The 16,759-nt window shown below is 65.7% G+C and carries 25 protein-coding genes; 17 read left to right on the forward strand and 8 right to left on the reverse strand.

From position 1 onward, the window contains the following. Nucleotides 1-7: 7 nt before the first annotated feature. A complete protein-coding gene (locus AB0C84_RS25245; protein ID WP_361070753.1) occupies nt 8-259 on the forward strand; it encodes a hypothetical protein in 252 nt (83 codons plus the stop codon). A 24-nt stretch (nt 260-283) separates the two neighbouring features. Next, on the forward strand, nt 284-472 hold the full coding sequence (locus AB0C84_RS25250) for a hypothetical protein (RefSeq protein ID WP_207709950.1): 189 nt from the start codon (nt 284-286) through the stop codon (nt 470-472). 3 nt (nt 473-475) lie between these two features. Here the strand turns inward: AB0C84_RS25250 and AB0C84_RS25255 are convergent, their stop codons facing one another. Then, nucleotides 476-832 (reverse strand): VOC family protein, encoded by a 357-nt coding sequence (locus tag AB0C84_RS25255; protein WP_053731577.1) that lies wholly within the window; start codon nt 830-832, stop codon nt 476-478. Nucleotides 833-1,006: 174 nt separating this feature from the next. Between AB0C84_RS25255 and AB0C84_RS25260 the strand changes: the two genes are divergently transcribed. Further along, on the forward strand, nt 1,007-2,485 hold the full coding sequence (locus tag AB0C84_RS25260) for an IS1634 family transposase (protein ID WP_361070947.1): 1,479 nt from the start codon (nt 1,007-1,009) through the stop codon (nt 2,483-2,485). Between the two features lie 593 nt (nt 2,486-3,078). On the opposite strand, the gene AB0C84_RS25265 is transcribed toward AB0C84_RS25260, so the two are convergent. Then, the gene (locus tag AB0C84_RS25265) at nt 3,079-3,327 is read right to left on the reverse strand and encodes a hypothetical protein (protein WP_361070756.1); all 249 of its coding nucleotides are present in this window, start codon (nt 3,325-3,327) and stop codon (nt 3,079-3,081) included. A gap of 943 nt (nt 3,328-4,270) precedes the next feature. Between AB0C84_RS25265 and AB0C84_RS25270 the strand changes: the two genes are divergently transcribed. Continuing rightward, complete coding sequence (locus tag AB0C84_RS25270; RefSeq protein ID WP_361070759.1) at nt 4,271-4,987, forward strand: Shedu anti-phage system protein SduA domain-containing protein; 717 nt, start codon at nt 4,271-4,273, stop codon at nt 4,985-4,987. Between the two features lie 204 nt (nt 4,988-5,191). On the opposite strand, the gene AB0C84_RS25275 is transcribed toward AB0C84_RS25270, so the two are convergent. The 6 genes from AB0C84_RS25275 to AB0C84_RS25300 all read right to left on the reverse strand — a co-directional run bounded on the left by AB0C84_RS25275 (nt 5,192) and on the right by AB0C84_RS25300 (nt 7,927). After that, nucleotides 5,192-5,833, reverse strand: a complete 642-nt coding sequence (locus AB0C84_RS25275) for a protein kinase family protein (RefSeq protein WP_361070762.1) — start codon at nt 5,831-5,833, stop codon at nt 5,192-5,194. Then, nucleotides 5,815-6,363: a hypothetical protein gene (locus AB0C84_RS25280; RefSeq protein ID WP_361070765.1), complete on the reverse strand. Its 549-nt coding sequence runs from the start codon at nt 6,361-6,363 to the stop codon at nt 5,815-5,817. The genes AB0C84_RS25275 and AB0C84_RS25280 overlap by 19 nt, the downstream gene beginning before the upstream one ends. A gap of 356 nt (nt 6,364-6,719) precedes the next feature. Then, on the reverse strand, nt 6,720-7,118 hold the full coding sequence (locus tag AB0C84_RS25285) for a DNA-directed RNA polymerase subunit alpha C-terminal domain-containing protein (RefSeq protein ID WP_361070768.1): 399 nt from the start codon (nt 7,116-7,118) through the stop codon (nt 6,720-6,722). Further along, nucleotides 7,103-7,309, reverse strand: coding sequence for a hypothetical protein (locus AB0C84_RS25290; protein ID WP_361070771.1), 207 nt, complete (start codon nt 7,307-7,309; stop codon nt 7,103-7,105). The genes AB0C84_RS25285 and AB0C84_RS25290 overlap by 16 nt, the downstream gene beginning before the upstream one ends. Beyond that, nucleotides 7,293-7,685 carry a hypothetical protein gene (locus AB0C84_RS25295; RefSeq protein WP_361070774.1) on the reverse strand — a complete coding sequence of 131 codons (393 nt, stop codon included), beginning with the start codon at nt 7,683-7,685 and terminating at the stop codon, nt 7,293-7,295. Before AB0C84_RS25295 ends, AB0C84_RS25290 begins: the two co-directional genes overlap by 17 nt. Further along, the gene (locus AB0C84_RS25300) at nt 7,682-7,927 is read right to left on the reverse strand and encodes a hypothetical protein (RefSeq protein ID WP_361070777.1); all 246 of its coding nucleotides are present in this window, start codon (nt 7,925-7,927) and stop codon (nt 7,682-7,684) included. The genes AB0C84_RS25295 and AB0C84_RS25300 overlap by 4 nt, the downstream gene beginning before the upstream one ends. Nucleotides 7,928-8,281: 354 nt before the next feature. Here AB0C84_RS25300 and AB0C84_RS25305 point away from each other — a divergent pair, with 354 nt between their 5' ends. The 13 genes from AB0C84_RS25305 to AB0C84_RS25365 all read left to right on the forward strand — a co-directional run bounded on the left by AB0C84_RS25305 (nt 8,282) and on the right by AB0C84_RS25365 (nt 16,658). Further along, nucleotides 8,282-8,590 (forward strand): antibiotic biosynthesis monooxygenase, encoded by a 309-nt coding sequence (locus tag AB0C84_RS25305; RefSeq protein WP_361070780.1) that lies wholly within the window; start codon nt 8,282-8,284, stop codon nt 8,588-8,590. Beyond that, nucleotides 8,587-9,789, forward strand: coding sequence for a helix-turn-helix transcriptional regulator (locus AB0C84_RS25310; RefSeq protein ID WP_361070783.1), 1,203 nt, complete (start codon nt 8,587-8,589; stop codon nt 9,787-9,789). Before AB0C84_RS25305 ends, AB0C84_RS25310 begins: the two co-directional genes overlap by 4 nt. A 314-nt stretch (nt 9,790-10,103) precedes the next feature. After that, nucleotides 10,104-10,457, forward strand: a complete 354-nt coding sequence (locus AB0C84_RS25315) for a hypothetical protein (protein WP_361070786.1) — start codon at nt 10,104-10,106, stop codon at nt 10,455-10,457. A gap of 14 nt (nt 10,458-10,471) precedes the next feature. Beyond that, entirely contained in the window at nt 10,472-11,812 is a 1,341-nt protein-coding gene (locus AB0C84_RS25320; RefSeq protein ID WP_361070789.1) for an FtsK/SpoIIIE domain-containing protein, read from the forward strand. Nucleotides 11,813-11,902: 90 nt separating this feature from the next. Further along, complete coding sequence (locus tag AB0C84_RS25325) at nt 11,903-12,187, forward strand: hypothetical protein (RefSeq protein WP_361070792.1); 285 nt, start codon at nt 11,903-11,905, stop codon at nt 12,185-12,187. Continuing rightward, complete coding sequence (locus tag AB0C84_RS25330) at nt 12,187-12,471, forward strand: DUF2637 domain-containing protein (RefSeq protein WP_361070795.1); 285 nt, start codon at nt 12,187-12,189, stop codon at nt 12,469-12,471. The genes AB0C84_RS25325 and AB0C84_RS25330 overlap by 1 nt, the downstream gene beginning before the upstream one ends. Beyond that, on the forward strand, nt 12,416-13,015 hold the full coding sequence (locus AB0C84_RS25335; protein WP_361070798.1) for a hypothetical protein: 600 nt from the start codon (nt 12,416-12,418) through the stop codon (nt 13,013-13,015). The genes AB0C84_RS25330 and AB0C84_RS25335 overlap by 56 nt, the downstream gene beginning before the upstream one ends. A gap of 20 nt (nt 13,016-13,035) precedes the next feature. Further along, nucleotides 13,036-13,446 carry a hypothetical protein gene (locus AB0C84_RS25340; RefSeq protein WP_361070801.1) on the forward strand — a complete coding sequence of 137 codons (411 nt, stop codon included), beginning with the start codon at nt 13,036-13,038 and terminating at the stop codon, nt 13,444-13,446. Then, nucleotides 13,446-13,583 carry a hypothetical protein gene (locus AB0C84_RS25345; RefSeq protein WP_361070804.1) on the forward strand — a complete coding sequence of 46 codons (138 nt, stop codon included), beginning with the start codon at nt 13,446-13,448 and terminating at the stop codon, nt 13,581-13,583. The genes AB0C84_RS25340 and AB0C84_RS25345 overlap by 1 nt, the downstream gene beginning before the upstream one ends. Before the next feature lie 17 nt (nt 13,584-13,600). Beyond that, complete coding sequence (locus tag AB0C84_RS25350; RefSeq protein ID WP_361070807.1) at nt 13,601-13,756, forward strand: hypothetical protein; 156 nt, start codon at nt 13,601-13,603, stop codon at nt 13,754-13,756. A gap of 93 nt (nt 13,757-13,849) precedes the next feature. Then, the gene (locus AB0C84_RS25355) at nt 13,850-15,274 is read left to right on the forward strand and encodes a replication initiator (RefSeq protein ID WP_361070810.1); all 1,425 of its coding nucleotides are present in this window, start codon (nt 13,850-13,852) and stop codon (nt 15,272-15,274) included. Further along, entirely contained in the window at nt 15,256-15,435 is a 180-nt protein-coding gene (locus tag AB0C84_RS25360) for a helix-turn-helix domain-containing protein (RefSeq protein ID WP_361070813.1), read from the forward strand. The genes AB0C84_RS25355 and AB0C84_RS25360 overlap by 19 nt, the downstream gene beginning before the upstream one ends. Beyond that, nucleotides 15,435-16,658 (forward strand): tyrosine-type recombinase/integrase, encoded by a 1,224-nt coding sequence (locus AB0C84_RS25365; RefSeq protein WP_361070816.1) that lies wholly within the window; start codon nt 15,435-15,437, stop codon nt 16,656-16,658. Before AB0C84_RS25360 ends, AB0C84_RS25365 begins: the two co-directional genes overlap by 1 nt. Nucleotides 16,659-16,759 lie beyond the last annotated feature (101 nt).

Here is a 16,759-nt window from a genome sequence, read left to right on the forward strand (position 1 = left end):
CGGACGAATGGGGCTCCGGATACTCGGGCAGCAGTCGACCCGGCCGCAGACGGTCGGCTACGGGCTGGTCGACTCGCCGGCCGCCCTCTGCGCCTGGATCGTCGAGAAGTTCTGGTCGTGGACCGACTCCGGTGGCGACCTGCATCGGGTTATTACCCGGGATGAGCTGCTCGACAACCTGATGCTCTACTGGCTGCCCGGCACCGGTGCCTCATCCGCCCGGCTGTACTGGGAAAGCCTCCGGCAGGTCAACGAATAGATCTCCGGGTCGGCCGGCGCGCCGGTGACCGTACCCACCGGCTGTTCGGTCTTCCCCAAGGAGCTGCAGCGCCCGTCTCGGCGGTGGGCGGAGCGCCGGTTCCCGAACATCCGGTACTGGAACGAGCCCGGCAAGGGCGGCCACTTCGCGGCGTTCGAGCAGCCGGCGTTGTTCGTCGACGAGGTCCGGTCATTCTTCCGGCTGGTCCGCTGATGGTCACCCGTACTCGGTAAGCGGCTGGCTAAAGATCAACAAGTGCCCATCGGGTGTCCGTACGTTGAAGTCGCGCATCCCGTAGGGCCGGTCAGCCAGTGGCTCGACGATGTCGGCGCCGCGGGCGCGCAGCTCGTCGTGGCAGGAATCGACGTCGTCGACGACAACCGTCACCCTGGCCGGGCCGACGCTGCTTTCGGCGTACAGGTGGAACTCGGCGGTGTCGCGGATCACGGCCGCGTAGCTAGGTGGGGTCTCCCAGGTGAATATGGTGTCGAATCCGAGCACGTCCGTGAAGTACGACCGTGCTGCCTGCACATCTCGGCACGGCAGCACGGGAACCGCCACCCGCATGACCATTCCGTCACCTTACCTGACTTTTGGCTCAAGATCGCTGATCTTGGTTAGGTTGCTGGCTGTTGAGCTGAGGTTTCGTCGTGTGAACGGCGAAAATCTGCGCACTAAGCGGCCGGTTCTAGGCTGTCTCTCGTGGCGTATGTGCGCACGGTGAAGACGGCGTCGGGGGCCAGGGCGGTGCAGATCGTGCACTCCTCGCGTCGCGGGTCGCGGGACATCGAGCACATCGGCTCGGCGCATGACGATGCGGCGTTGGAGGCGCTCAAGGCGGTGGCGAGGCAGCGTCTGGCTGTGGGGCAGCCCGAGCTCGACTTTGGCCCGGACTTCGCGGCGTTGCAGGCCGGCAGTGGTGCTGGTGGTGGGCCCCTTGCGATCACGTCGTCGCGGATGGGGTACCTGTGGGACGCGCTCGGCCACGCCTACCAGCTGTTGGGGTTCGAGGAGGCCGCTGGTGGTGACGAGGTGTTCCGATTACTGGTGCTGGCACGGATCGTCGAGCCGACCAGCAAGCTGGACAGTCTGCGGGTGGTCGAGGAGGCAGGTTTCGACCCGCTGGCGTACGCGACCCTCAAGCGGCATCTGCCCGCGTTCGCGAAAGAGTCCTGGCGGCAGAAGTTGGCCGCGGCGTGCGCCCGCACCGCTGATCTGGGGCCGGCGTCACTGGTTCTCTACGATGTGTCCACCTTGTACTTCGAGACCGATGCCGGGGACGGGTTCCGTGAGCCCGGGTTCTCCAAAGAACGCCGCCTGGAGCCGCAGATCACGATCGGGCTGCTCACCGACGCAAGCGGGTTTCCGTTGATGGCTAACGCGTTCGAGGGCAACCGGGGCGAGACCACTACGATGCTGCCGACCATCCGTGCGTTCATGGATGCCCACCAGCTGGCTGATGTCACGGTCGTGGCCGACGCTGGCATGATCTCTGCGGCCAACCAGCAGGCCATCGAGGCCGCGGGGTTGTCGTTCATCCTCGGCGCGCGGATACCCGACGTGCCGTACGTGGTCCAGGCGTGGCGCCACGAGCACCCGGATGAGCAGATCCCCGACGGGCACATCTTCACCCAGCCCTGGCCTGCCGGCCCCAAGGACCAGCCCCGCGACCAGATCATCTACTACCAGTACCGGGCGGACCGGGCTCGGCGCACCCTGCACGGCATCGACGAACAGGTCGCCAAGGCCGAGCAGGCCGTCGCCGGCAAGACCGCGGTCAAACGCAACCGGTTCATCCAGCTCACCGGCGCCACCAAGAGTGTCAACCGGACCCTGGAAGCCAAGGCACGCGCCCTTGCCGGCCTCAAAGGCTACGTCACCAACCTCCCGGACGTCACCGCCGAGTTCGTGATCGACGCCTACCACCGACTGTTCCACATCGAAAAGTCGTTCCGAATGTCTAAACACGACCTACGTGCGCGGCCGATTTACCACCACAAGCGCGAGTCGATCGACGCGCACCTGACGGTCGTGTTCGCCGCCCTGGCCGTCAGCAGGTGGATCGAGCAGACCACCGGCTGGTCGATCAAGAAGTTCGTGCGCACCACCCGCCGCTACCGCACCATCAACATCCAGGCCGGTGAGCACACCCTCACCGCCGTCGACCCGCTACCCGACGACCTCCGCGATGCCCTCACCCGCATCCACGACCGCGGTGCGCACTAATTTGAGCCAAGTCAGGTTACTCGGTCATCGCTGGCAGGCGGTCGAAGCTCGGCACAGCCGGTTGGAAAACTATCAACGTGAAGATCGCTATCGCCTGCACCAAGAGCGCCGCGCAGCATATGCCGACTTTCACCTGGCCGTAGGTCACGCTCGTTCCACGATCAGGAGGGGCGAGAGAACCGATAGCGATAACGAGGACGGAACCACGCAGATCAGGGAGAGAAGGAACGAAGTCTGGGCTGCACTCGTGCCTCTGTGGCATGTCGGCTCAGAGGAGGTGGTCAGTATCGCGGGAAGGCTACTGCGTCTAATTGATACCGTCATGGACGAGGGTGAACGACTGGACCTGGACCAGTGGAAAGCACTTATCCAGGAGTACACGTCCGCAGTGCGGCGTGACCTTCTGGAAGGCGCGTCAGAATCCAGGGCACGGCTACCTTCCTAACAATCTTGATGCCAGAGACGAGGAACGAGGCGCTGACCTTCCGCTTTTCAGCTATAGCAACACTCCTGGCGCGCGAGCATCGCCCGAGGCTGACCGGCTGCCAGCGTGCGCCTGTGGCTGGCGCTGGTGCCTGCTGTTGCTGTCACTGTCACCCGTGGCGATCCTGCCTTCGGCTTCGCAGTCGCCGGACATGCCGCTCGTGCTGGCCTGCCCGGCGGCGTTGGGCGCGGTCGATGAAAACGACCTGTGGGTCGGAAGCGGTCTCGTACAACTCCACTTCGAACGGATCGGCGTCGTACTCGATGAGAGGAGCTAAGGCCGCCTGGTCCTGCTCAGTGGTGATCCGCCGGCGCACACCATCGCGCCAGGCATGGCCGCTCACCTCAGCCTCGTCCACGCCCTGAAGATAGCTCAGGCGAAGCATGATGTGGGCTCCGACCCAAGGGAGCCAGGTTGGCGCAGGCCCCTGGTTCAGGCTCGCCTGGCCCATCTGTTTACAAGCGAGATCAGACCCGTCCAGGCATGTCCCCACGTGCCCGTTGACCAGCGCCGCAACCGCCCGGACGTCCACACCCGTCCAAGATCATCCGACCCTGTTGTTAGCACAACCGTTAGCACCCACCCCCGTCCCGGAGGGTGCGCTCGCGCGAGCGACGAGACGGTGTGACAGACCGCTTCGCGCGGGCGTGCCCTCCGGCCCGCGGGGGGCTGGGGGCCGCGAGGCCCCCGCTTCGCGCACGTTCAACCGGTCTGGGGCTCGGGCCGTTGACCGTCTGCCTCTCAGAAATCGCCACCACCCTGCGGTGGCGTCTACCGAGGTAGGACGGTGCCTGAGGTGCGTCCGTGGCCCGTCGTTGCCGTCAATGTCGCCGTCACCAGTCGGCTCATCGACCGTCGCTGTTTCAACCGCCGAACATGTCGCTCGTGTTGGCCGGCGCGCCGTCACTGGGCGCGGGCGATGAGCAACGCCCGCGTGTCCGCCGCCTGCTAAGGGACGGCCGCTGGAGTAGGACCGAACACCACTCGATTCGTGGACAAGTCGGCCCGGAGCGGAGGGCTGGCTACGGCACCAGGCCCCGGAAGTGGCGTGTCAGCAGGGAGCCCCTCGCCCTCACCTCGTTTAGCCACGCACGGCGACCGCCTCAAAGCTCGATCACGGGACATGAGTCAAGCGTTCTGATACGGACGGATTCGCGCGGGAGTATCCTTCAGCTTGAAGGCTAGGGGCCGCGAGGCCCTCGCTTCGCTTACGCTCAACCGGTCTGAGGTCGCGGTCACCTTAATGTTCCGTTCTAGATAGACACAGCGCTCCAGGAAGACTTTGTGAAGGGTGAAATGATTTGAGCGATAATGAAGACGAGTTGCTCACCTCGAACAACTCCTTGAAGGCGCGCCCCATCAAGGATGTATTTGAAGAACGGCGGGCCAATGACCCACTACGCGACTTCTATGTTCCTTGGGATGATATCCGGCAGGGCGAGATTTCTGCTTTCGAGCAGATTCTTGAATCATCGGAGAGTGAACGTCCCCTACAAAGGTGGCTACAGGACCACCCCATCTTTCTCGTCCAACACCTTGGCGGCGGCCACGGCAGGTGGGTGATACCACAAAAGCGACTCGGTGCCGAGTTCATCCCCGATTTTGTTACCCTGGAGAGGTTCAGCGCCGGTTTCAGTTGGACACTGGTCGAACTCCAGAGCCCAAAAGTGAAGTTCTTCACTAATGTGCGGAGACCTAGCGAACAGCTAGACGAAGGAATCCGTCAGATTCTTGAGTGGCGCCGCTGGCTATCAGCAAACAGGGACTACGCTCGCAGAGATCGCACACAACATGGTCTTGGTCTCAGTGACATCGACGATAAGGCCACAGGGCTTTTGATAATCGGCAGAGAACAAGATCTAAGCACAGCAGACTCTGAGCAGATAAGGCAGCTCGGCTACGATCACAGGATCGAAATACATACTTATGATTGGCTTACACGTGAAGCCAAGCGTCGCCTCGAAGAGCTAGAGCGGAGCTTCAGAAGATTGCGCAATCGTCAAGATGAGAGCATCTAAGTCATGCTAAATTTCGGGTCCAGATCATTCGACTCCGCTGTTAGCCATTGCCCTAGTGTGCGCGCCACTCCCGGAGGATACGACCGCGCGAACGGCGAGACGGCCTGACAGACAGCTTTATGCGGGCATCTGCCACGTCTTGAGCACTGAAAGCTGAGGGCCGCAATAGAGACAGAGGATCGTATGCGGTACTACCAAGGACTTTCAGGCCGTGGCATCGCCTGGAGAAGCTTCGAGTCGCTCAACATCCATGATGATTGCACCTACGTCCAAATATCGCTGTGCGATATCATTAGTGGTGCACTTCAGAGTAATTTGACTTATAGGATCGGCGTCACTTGATAGCGACTCCTTATTCGTGAAGATATAGTGCAGTATCCAACCGATCGAGTACACTTCATTGGAAACGCTGTAATCTTTGAAGCTAGCAAGCATTGGGTCGAGTATTGTGCCGCGCATCCCGGTCTGCGTCCGAGTGAACTCTGATGCACGATCCTTGGCCAAGCCAAAATCAGAAAGCTTCACCAATACAGCATTGCTTGCGTAAACTTTCAGAAGAACGTTCTGAAGACTAAGATCGCGGTGTAGCAAGTTTTGGCTATGGATGTAATTAATGCCATAGAGGAACTGTAGAGCGATGCGCTTACGCGTAGCGAAGCTTAGTATGCTGTGCCGCTGGCGGATGTACTCTCGGAGCGTCTCGTCGCAGAACTCCATCTTGTACTGATTGCGACTTTCGTCATACTGATAAGCTTCCACAATGTACGGAAAGCTCAGCCTTTTTAGAATATTGAATTCTTCCTTAAAACGAAACAGATCTCGCTCACCTATGTCTTTTTGGCGCACTTCAAGGCGAATTTTATGCCGTAGTCTGGGTCTATGAAGGAGAAAACCTTGGCATAGGATCCTTCTCCGACTTTTTGGAGCTTCGCTGTCATGCTCTGCTTCTTGAGCATGATCATCGTTTCCGGACGAGTGAAGACTGGCTCGTATCTTATTATCTCGACTGACCTAAAGCCTTCCGGTACTTCACTTCCGTAAGTCATCGAAAGCCACGGCTTGCAACGCCGCACGCCTGTCTCGTAGCTCTTGGCGAAAGTGACATCCACTCCAGCTCGACGCAGTGTCGACATTGTTTCATTCAATTCATCTATAAGCGCAATGAATTCTCGACTGTTGGCGGCCCAGTAGTGGCGACTGGATCTAGCCCTGTCATTTATCGCAATGAAATGCTCATTCAATTGCTCATGAAGTTTCGCAAATATTCGGCCAAACTTTTCATCCTCGGTGTACAAGCGCAGAAAGGCTTCCGAGACGGATTCCTCTTCATACTTCTGTGTGAGGTCATTGAGCATTAGCTCCACTGGATCGGCCACGTCCTGACGGCCTCCTTGCCCCTGCTGTGCCGAGCGTTTCGCGATTCTAACAAGTGAGCAGCCGATCCACAGAAGGATTGTGGCTGGCCCGGTCTACCCGGTGCACCCGATATACCTTGCAGATCAGCTGATCTGTTAAGTGAGGCCGGTCGGCCGGGGCGGGTCGGCCCGAAGAGGCCGCATGCCCGGCCCGGACCGACCGGCGGCGGCCGCGAAGCGGGCGCCCTTGAAGACGTAGAGAAAGTTCTCATCCGGCGGGCGGTGCCCTCTGATGATCTTGGCTTCTGGACATGCGTCGGCCCCTGAGTTGCCTGGTCAGGAACCTTGGGGCGGCAGCTCAGGGGCCGGGTGCGGATCTAGAGCAGGTTGGTGTGGCGGACGTCGAAGCCTGTAGCGGTGAGGGCCTGGTGGACCTCTGCGAGGCTGCGGCGGCCGATGTTGCGGACCTCGGTCAGTTGGTCGGTTCGGATCATGCGGAGTAGAGCGCCGATGGTCCGCGGTGGGGTGTCGGCGTACTTCAGGGCGTTGATGACTCTGACGGACAGGTGAAGGCAGGACAGGGGGCAAGCCTCCGTGTGCCGGTCGTGCTGCCCGTCGTCAGGGTCGGTGATGTCTGGCCGAGCCATGCGGGCGGCTGCGCTGAGGAGGGCGACCATGTCGCCGACTGTGTGGACGCCGAGACAGGTCGTCGGGCATCTCGTGGTGATGCCTGGGTGGTGTGGGGAGTGGTCGGGGGCGTTCACCTCTGATGCCATGGCCACGCCTTCGTGAGGGTGATCTGCTCGCGCAGTTGGTGAACGTCGGGGGCCGAGAGTAGGCGGTCCCCGGTCGGTAGCGAGATCATCGCCCACCATTCCCCCGTCGCCTCGCCGTACCAGGCTTGGACCCCGGGGAACATCTCTGTGAGGACGCGGGCGGCCCGCCTGGTCTCAGCGTTGCCGCTCATGCCGTCGGGCCTTTCGGGGGCTCGGCTCGCGGAGCTGACCCCGAAGGATGCGCTCGACCTCGGTGACCGCCTGGTCCAGGTTGGCGCAGGGGATGGGTTGGGCGCTGCTGCGTGTGAGGTAGACCCAGCGGCCGAAGTGGGTGGCGCTGAGTTCCTCGGTGGCCGGCGCGTGTTTGGTGGGGCCGACGCGCAGTGTTGCCGGGGAGACGTGGAAGCGTCGTCTTGTGCGCCATCCATGGGCGGCGAGTGCTTCGGCGAGGCGGTCTAGGTGCCACATGGCCTTGCGGTCTTGGCGGTCTCTGGTGGCGAACCAGCGGACGAAGCGGCGGGCTCGGCGTCCCCATAGACGTAGGGTGACGGCGGATTCGTCGATCATGCGTCGCTCTCCTTGGTGAGGGCAAGGACGCGCCCGATGCGGTCGGCGGCCAGCTCGGTCTCCCACAGCGGGCACAACGGTTCCAGCTCTGGCTCGGATCCGCGGGTCGGGCCGGACCAGACCCAGTGCCACCACAGCTCGCAGTCGGGGGCGTGCGGGTGGCATCTGACTTCCTGGCGTAGGCCTGGGCTCAGCGCCTGGCCCAGGGCGTTGTCGGGTGCCGGCTCGCCAGCCAGGTTCACGGCCATCACCGCGGCGTGTCCCCATGGCTTGGCTGTTAAGCCGCGCTGATCCAGGGCGGCTATCAAGGCGAGTGCTGCGTCTCGCCATTCGCGTGGGTTGCCGCCTGGTGGACGTGGGTGGATGTCTGTCGCGTCCGGCGTCGGGGCGTCTGGGGGAACGGGCATAAGGGTTCCTTCGGACGGTCTACCGCGAGGTTGATCGGCCAGCTCATCGCGGTGATCTTGCTGGTCAGAGCCCCATCAACCTAGATTGGTATTCAAAGTACGGGTACAGTACTTCAAGTACAAGTCACTTCGCGTACTTGCGCCGCACAATAAGTACTGATCTCGTAGAGGCAACGAAGGAGGGTGCCGATGTTCGGCTTGATGGTCCGGTTCACCTGCAAGGACGTAGAGAGCGCCGGTAAGTTCGACCAGCTGGTGTCCGAGACGATCGGCAAGATCGAGACGGAAGAGCCGGGCACGCTGATCTACGCGGTGCACAAGGTCGACGGCCAGCCGCTGCAAAGGATCTTCTATGAGCTGTACCGGGACCGGGCGGCCTTCGACACGCACGAGGAGCAGGACCACGTCCGGCGGTTCCTCGGTGCCCGTGATGACCTGCTCGCCTCGGTAGAGGTCGACTGGTTGGGCCTACAGGTAGGCAAGGGAACGACAGGGTGAGCACTGAGTATCAAAGGGCGCTCGGACGACGGATCGCTCAGGAGCGCAAGCGGCGAGGGCTGTCTCAGCCTGAGCTGGCGCGGCTGATCGATCGGTCCGTTGCCTGGGTCTCCCAGGTGGAGCGCGGCGTGCGCAAGGTCGACCGCATGTCGGTCTTGGAGAAGGTCGCCGAGGTGCTGGAGCTTCCGCTCTCGGAGTTGGCGGCCGAAGCTCCGGTTGTCGCCGCGTCGAGTGAGGAAATGCCGGGGTCGGCCGGGCTGCGCCTGGTGTTGTCGGGTGCTCACTCGCTTCGGGCCATGCTGCACTCGGCTCCCGTCCCGCCGACGGCGGAGATCAAGCCGCGGGTGGATCGGGCTTGGGAACTGGCGCATGAAAGCCACTATGTAGAGCTGGCTGACCTGCTCCGGGGCCTGGTGCCTGCCCTGGAAACCGCGGTGCGTTCGGCGCCGGAGGAGCGGCGGGCAGAGCTGTTCAACCTGCTGGCGGCGACCTATCAAGCCTGCTCGGCTGCCCTGTCCAAGCTCAACGAACCGGAAGCCTCGTGGATCGCCGCTGACCGCGCCATCGTTGCGGCCGAGCGTGCGGGTGATCCGCTGATGATGGCCGCCGGCGCCTTCCGGCTCGGGTTCGTCTTCCTGGGAGCGCGGCACTTCGACCAGGCCGAGGAGAACGCCCGGACGGCTACTGATGCGCTGTGGTTCCTAGTCGACCAGGGCAAGCCGGAAGCCATGTCCCTATGGGGCGGGCTGACATTGCAGCGGGCTATGGCCGCGGCGCGGCTCAATCAGGCTGACGTGGCATATGCGCATCTAGCGAGGGCTCGTGAGGTCGCCGAACGTCTCGGAGGCGGTCGCAACGACTACAACACCGAGTTCGGCCCGGCGAACGTTGTCCTGCATGAGGTCACCGTGGCGGTAGAGCTGGGAGACGCCGGCCACGCTCTTCGGGCCGGGAGCGAAGTTGACACCTCGACGTTGTCCCGTGAGCGTCGGGCAAGGCTGCAAGTCGACCTCGCGCGTGCGCACGCCCAGCGGCGGCAGGTCGATGGTGCTGTTGCGGCCCTGCTGGAGGCGGAGTCGATCACGCCGGAGCAGGTACGGAATCATCGGGTCGTGCGTCAGGTCGTGTCCGACCTGCTGACCATGCAGGACCCGCCCTCCTCTGACCTGCGAGAACTCGCGGAGAGGGTGGGCGCGTAGAAAAAGTACGTCTACTAGTACTCCAAGTACTAGTAGAAACTCTGAGTACCGGGTAGCGTTCGTGTTGACGCTGAAGCACTCCTGATGGAGGTGAAGGCCCAACACGAACGCTCTTCGTGTTTCAGGGGCGGGAAGGCCGCTCTTGGACGGCGAAACAGGCCACTAATGAAAGTGGCCTGAGCGGGAGACCCGCCCAGGCCGGATGCGGTTAGCACCCTAGTTGGCGCTTCGATGCTACCTCGTTCGTCCTGATGGCGTGTGCTCCCTTCGGTCCGTAACGCCTGTTCAGCAGGCGGACGAGAGGTGTACTCAGCATGCGCAACATTCCTGTCGACGTCTCCACCCTCACCTTCGTGTGCGTGTCCGCGCCGCGTCCCAAGGTGCTCAACCAGGAGACCGGCGAGGTCAAGGTGGACCGCGACGGTCAGACGGTGTTCACGGTCGGGCTGTCGGCCGCCGACGCGATGGGGCGGGTCGACCTGCTCAACGTCGCGGTGACCGGCGACCAGTCGGTGACGATCGGGGAGGTCGTGACGCCGGTCGGGCTGGTCGCGTTCCCCTGGGAGGCGGTTCTCGGCGGTGAGAAGCGGTGGGGCGTCGCCTTCCGCGCTACTCGCGTCGTCCCCGTCTCCTCGGGGTCGGCTTCGGCTTCGTCGGACGTGGCCTGAACGGGGTCGCCGTCATGACTGATTTCGTCCTGGTGCTCGGGGTCCTGGCCGCTGCGGCGGCCGGGCTCTGGGCCTGGCGCCGGTTCCACCCGGTGTCGTTCTGGTACGGCGTCGGATTCCCGCTCCGAGCGGCGCTGGTCTACCTGACCTGGCATCACGTCGCCTCCGGGTGCAAGCTCACCCGCAACCGGCGCCGGTTCCGCCTCACCCTCGACGCCATCCCCGTGGTCGGGCCCGCCTCCCGGTCTGCTGCGACGGTAGTCGAGCACAAGCGGCGGGTGCGGCGGGTCGACGTCGAGCGCTCGCCCCGCCTCGGGCTGCTGCGGCCTACCCGGCTGGGGTGGCGGATGCGGCTGCGCCTGCACGACGGCCAAGTCCCCGCCGACTACGAGAAGGCCGCGGAGGGGATCGCGCACGCTTGGCGCGTCCACTCGGTGCGGGTGGTCGACGTCCGGCCTGGTCGCGTCACCTTGTGGGCGACGATGCGTGATCCGCTGGTCGAGGTGGTCACCGTGCCGGAAACCGGTGAGCTGCTGACCGTGCGTCCGGGGAAGCTGGAGAACGGCCGTGACTGGGTGATCGACTTCCGGACCGTGCCGCACTGGCTCAACGTGGGTGCGACTCAGTCGGGGAAGTCGAACCTGGCCAATGCTCTGCTCAAGGGGTTGGCGCCGCAACCGGTCGCCCTGGCGGGCTTCGACCTCAAGGGCGGGGTCGAGTTCACCCCGTACGCGCCCCGCCTCTCGGCACTGGCCACGACCCGCAAAGAGTCCGTCGACCTGCTGGCCGACCTGGTAGGCGAGGTCGAGAACCGCATGGCCACCTGCCGCGCCTTTGGTGCGCGCAACGTGTGGACGCTGCCGGAGGATCTTCGGCCTATGCCCATCGTGGTCCTGGTGGACGAGGTCGCCGAACTGTTCCTCATGGCCGACAAGAGCGAGAAGGACGAGGTGTCGCGGACGGCTACCGCCCTGCTGCGGGTGGCCCAGCTCGGGCGGGCGTTCGCGGTCTACCTGGTCGTGTGCGGGCAACGCGTCGGCTCCGACCTCGGCCCCGGCGTGACCGCGCTGCGGGCCCAGTTGTCGGGGCGGGTGTGCCACCGGGTCAACGACCCGGAGACGGCGAACATGGCGCTTGGCGACCTCGACCCGGCCGCGCTGGACGCCGCCCGCGCCATCGCGGCCGAGACTCCGGGCGTGTGCATCGTCGCCGGGCAAGACGGCTCGTGGCACCGGGCCCGCTCGGTCTACGTCCCCGAACACGAAGCCGAGCAAGCCGCGCGGGACTACGCGCACCTGACCCCGGCCTGGGAGACCCTCGTCGGCTCCACCCCGATCGTCCGCCCCGCCGCCTAGACCCCCTCCCCTCCCTCCTGGCTCGGCGTGAGCCCTGATCGCGCCACGTCCCTACCCGACCCATGTCCGAAACCGGTCCTGGAGGTTCTCGTGGCTACCCGCGTCCTCGCCGTTCGTCCTCGGCCCGTCCCCGTCCTGTCCGCCTCGGCCCCGGCATCGTCCCGGCCGTCCGCCCTCTCGTCCTCGTCGAGCCGCCGGCCGGTGCGCGTCGTGTGGGACGAGTTGTGGAGCCTGGACGTCGCGGTCTGTGGCTCCTGCACCGAGTCGTTCACCTCGTCGCGGTCCGGCGAGGTCGATACCTGGGCCGACGCGCACACCTGTGATGCCGAACTGGTCGCGCTGCTCGCCCTCGTCACTTCCCGGCGGGCGGCGTGATGCGGCGACTTGCCGGGGCGGTGGCCGACTCCGCGCCGGTCGTCGTCCTGGCCGGGATCGCGGCGGCCGGATCGTTCACCCACATCCGCGACACCGCCACCGAGCACGGACAGCGCGGATGGATGGCGTGGGCCATCGCGCATCGACCTCACCTGCGTCATGGCCGCCGCCGAACGCCAACGCGACAAGAACACCGGACGCGACACCGGACCGCTGACGTGGCCCACCGTGGTCCTGGTCGGCGGAATCTTGCTGTCGCTCGCCGCCAACCTGGCCCAAGCTGACCCGTCGGTGTGGGGGTGGATCACCGCGGGCACTCCGGCGGGCGCGTTTCTGGTTGCGGTGTCGATGCTGGAGCGCCGAAAGGCCGGCACCCCAGCGGCGGCTCACACCTCACCCGTCCCTGAGTCCTTCGGCCGTCCCGACCCGGCCCCGGCCCCGGCCGTCTCGTCCTCGTCCGACTCGTCCTCGTCGTCGTCCCCGTGGGTGGTCTGGGAGGACGAAAACCCCACCGTTCCTGCTGCCCAGGACGAACCCCGCGACCGCGACCGCGAGGAGCAGGACGGCCAGACCTCCGTCCTCGTCCCCGCCGACCAGTCCCCCGCGGCGCCGTCCGCCCCGCCGTCCGCCGCGGCTTCGTCGCCCGGTGCGGCGGGGCCGTTGGTCGACTTCGCGCGCCGCGTCGCCGCCGAGCACGAAAGCCGCCACGGGCGCCCGATCACCCGGGACGCGCTGCGCGCCCGGCTCGGCGTCTCCAACCAACTCGCCTCCGACCTGCTCCGCCAGCTCCGCACCGAACAGCCCCACGCAACCGCGTCCGTCTCCTAACCCGCCTGGAGGAACCCGCCATGACCACCCACACCGACGCGACCGGCCAGCCGTCCTCCGTCGTGCCCGGCGACCTGTTCGCCCGCCACCAGACCATCGCCGGCCTGCGCGCCCTGGCCGACTTCCTGGAGGCCAACCCCGCCGTCCCGGTCAACGAGTACGGCAGGGAGTACAACGTCTACGCCCGCGACGAGGACGCGGCCGCGGCGGTCGCCATGGTCGACAAGGTCGCCGCGCTGCTCGGCGCCGAAGTCATCGACAAGCGTGCCAACGGCGGCCACTACAGCGCCGAAAAGACCTTTGGCCGCATCACCTACGGCATCGTCCACGTCCCCAAGCGACGCCAGGACGAATACGAGGCCTACACCAGCTACCGCCACAACATCCGCCTCGACCCCGACCAGGACGGCGACGAGAGGCGTGCGGCCTGATGACCGCCGACCAGAACCCGGAGCCCTCCTTGCTCTCCCGGTCGGTCGTGGGCTGGGTGTGCGGGACGTGCGGCGGGGGCGGGATCGCCTCCGACGGGTCCACCTGCCCCGACTGCAACGGCCACGGCCACACCTGACAGAAGGGAGCCGCCCGATGTTCCTGCGCCGCTGCGCCTTCGCCTGCTTCTGGCTGGTCCTGGGCCTGTTCGCGGTCCGGCATCCCGAGCGCGCCGCCGCAACCGTCCGCGTCGTCGCACACGGCCTGGCGCTCGTTGCCGATGGGCTCGCCCGGCTCACTTCGGCCTTGTAGTTCCCGGCGTGGCCGCTGTCGCCGGCAAGCAAGTGCGGCCACGCCGGGCCCATCACCCGATCCATCCGCAGACGGATAGGAGACCCGTTCATCGTGCCCGATCCCGCCCCGGCCCCGCACATCACCGGTGTGGCCGCGCGTGACATGGCCAACCGGTACAACCGCGCCGACTTCCGCGCCTGGGCCCGCCGCGCACACACCACCGGCGGCTGTGCCCAACCCGTCCACCTCCGGGGCCGCGTCACCCACCTGGACCCACAGACCGGCGAGATCCTCCGGCACTACTCCACCGCCCAAGAGCCGGGCGGGACGCTGCGGGTAGCGTGCAAAACCCGGCGGGCGTCGCGGTGCCCGGCGTGCGCAGAGACCTACCGCGCTGACACCTACCAACTCGTCCGGGCGGGCCTGGTCGGCGGCAAGGGCGTACCGGACACCGTCACCCGACACCCGGCGGCCTTCGTCACCCTCACCGCGCCCTCGTTCGGGCCGGTCCACTCCCGCCGCACCGGCAAGGCCGGCGGCGTGGTCGCATGCCGTCCCCGGCGCGACAGCGGGACGTGTCCGCACGGGCGGCCCGTCTCCTGCACCATCCGGCACGGCGACGGTGACCCGCGCCTCGGTCAACCGATCTGCCCGGACTGCTTCGACTACGCCGGTGCGGTGCTCTGGAACGCGCACGCTCCTGAGCTGTGGCGCCGATTCGCGCTGGCCTTCCGGCGCTACGTCGCCCGGTCTGCGGGCCTGCGCGTGGCCGACCTGCGGGACGTGCTGACCGTGTCGTTCGCCAAGGTCGCCGAATACCAGCGGCGCGGCCTTGTCCACTTCCACGCCGTCATCCGCCTCGATGGACCCGGCGGCCCAGATGCCTCTCCGCCCGCTTGGGCCACCCTCGGCCTCCTCAAAGCGGCCGTCGACCATGCGGCGGGCGCGGTCACCGTCTCGACCCCCGCGGCCCGAGACGTCCCGGCCCTGACACACGCGTGGGGCTCACAGGTCGACGTCCGACCGATCACCACCTCCGGGGAACTCACCGATACCGCCGTGGCGGGCTACATCGCCAAATACGCCACCAAAGCCGCCGAATGCGTCGGAACCCTCGACCGCCGAATCCGACCCACCGACGACCTGGCCGACCTTCCTGTAAGCGGCCACGCGCGGCGGCTCATCGCCGAATGCCTCCGACTGGGCGTCATCGCGGAGTACGCGGGGCTGCGGCTGGCTGAGTTGGCTCACATGCTCGGCTTCCGCGGCCACTTCTCCACCAAGTCACGCCGGTACTCCACCACCCTCGGTGCGCTGCGCGCGGCACGTATCGAGCACAACCAGCACCAACACGACGAGATCACGACTGGCCGTCTGCCCTTCGATGACGACCAGGTCCTCGTCGTCGCGCACTGGCGCTACCTCGGCCAAGGGATGACACCCGGCGAAGCGCTCCTCACCGCTGCCCTGACCGGCAAGCCCATGCCGACCCTCACCACCGATGAACGGAGTTTCGCGTGCCCAAGCTCCTGCTGACCGTCCCCGAAGCGGCCAAAGCCCTCGCGATCTCGCGCAGCAAGCTCTACGAACTCCTCGCCTCCGGGGCCGTCCGCTCCGTCCGCATCGACGGTGCGCGGCGCATCCCGCCCAACGCCCTGAACGACTACGTCAACGCCTTGATGGAAGAGGCTGCCTGATGACCAAGACCGCCCTTGCCAACCCCGAAGAGCCGCGCAGGCCCGGCAAGTCCAAGCTCCGTGACGGAGTGATGAAGCGCGGCAAGACGTGGTCTTACGTCATCCGCGTCACGGACCCGGAAACAGGCATCTCGAAACCCAAATGGGTTGGTGGCTTCCCGACCGAAGACGCCGCCAAGGAAGCCCGCGACGAGGCACGCGTGAGGGCACGGCGGGGCGAGTACATCGACCGCAACGCCATCACCGTGGGCGAGTACCTGGACGAGTGGCTCGACGCCCACGCGGTCGAGATCAAGCCCAAGACGCTCGCCAACTACCGCTATCTGATCGACCGGCACGTCCGACCCAACATCGGCGGCCTGCGGCTTCAAGCCGTCCGACCCGGTCAGATCACCAAGCTCTACCGCGACCTCGTCACCGTGGGAGGCCGAAAGGGTGCGGGGCTCTCGCCTCGGACGGTCGCGCACGTGCACTCGGTGCTCCGGAAGGCATTCGGCGACGCTGTCCGGGTTGATGAGCTGATCGCGTCCAACCCCACGGAACGCGCGAAGCGGCCTCGGCTCCATCACGGTGAGCCGGGGAAGGTCTGGACGCCTGCGCAGCTTCGGGTCTTTCTCGCCTCCGCTGAGGGCCATCGGTTGTCGGCGTTCTTCCACCTGGCCGCCTACACCGGTGCTCGCCGCGGTGAGCTGCTCAACCTGCGGTGGCCGGACGTCGACCTCGACGGGGCCTCGATCCACATCAAGGGGTCGGTGGGGTTCGTCGCCGGCGAGCGCATCGAGGGGACGACCAAGAGCGGCCGGTCCCGCGTCGTGAGCCTCGACCCCGGCACGGTCGACGTCCTCAAGGCCCACCGCAAGCGCCAGCTCGCCGACAAGCTCAAAGCGGGCGAGTTCTGGAAAGGCACCGAGGACGGCCACGTGTTCACCACGGGATGGGGTGAGCCGGTCCACCCGGACACGGTCTCGTCCCTCATGGCAACGCTGATCAAAGAGCACAACGCGGCGGACGGCGTCGCCCCTCTCCCCCACGCAAGGCTCCACGACCTCCGCCACGTCCACGCGACGACTCTGCTCCTGGCGGGCGTTCCCGTACACGTCGTCGCCGCGAGGCTCGGGCACGCTGACCCGGCGATCACCCTCCGGGTCTACGCGCACGTCGTCAGCGAGCAGCTCGCCGAAGCGGCCACGATCTTCGCCGACAGGATCGGCGGCGCGGCGTAGTCGGCTGTTAGCAAGAGCGTTAGCAAAAGCCCCCTTCCAGCGCTGGGAAGGGGGCTTTGAGCTGGGAGCCGGCGAGGGGACTTGAACCCCTAACCTTCTGT

The sequence above is a fragment of the Actinomadura sp. NPDC048955 genome, assembly GCF_040649435.1.
Taxonomy (GTDB): domain Bacteria; phylum Actinomycetota; class Actinomycetes; order Streptosporangiales; family Streptosporangiaceae; genus Spirillospora; species Spirillospora luteofluorescens.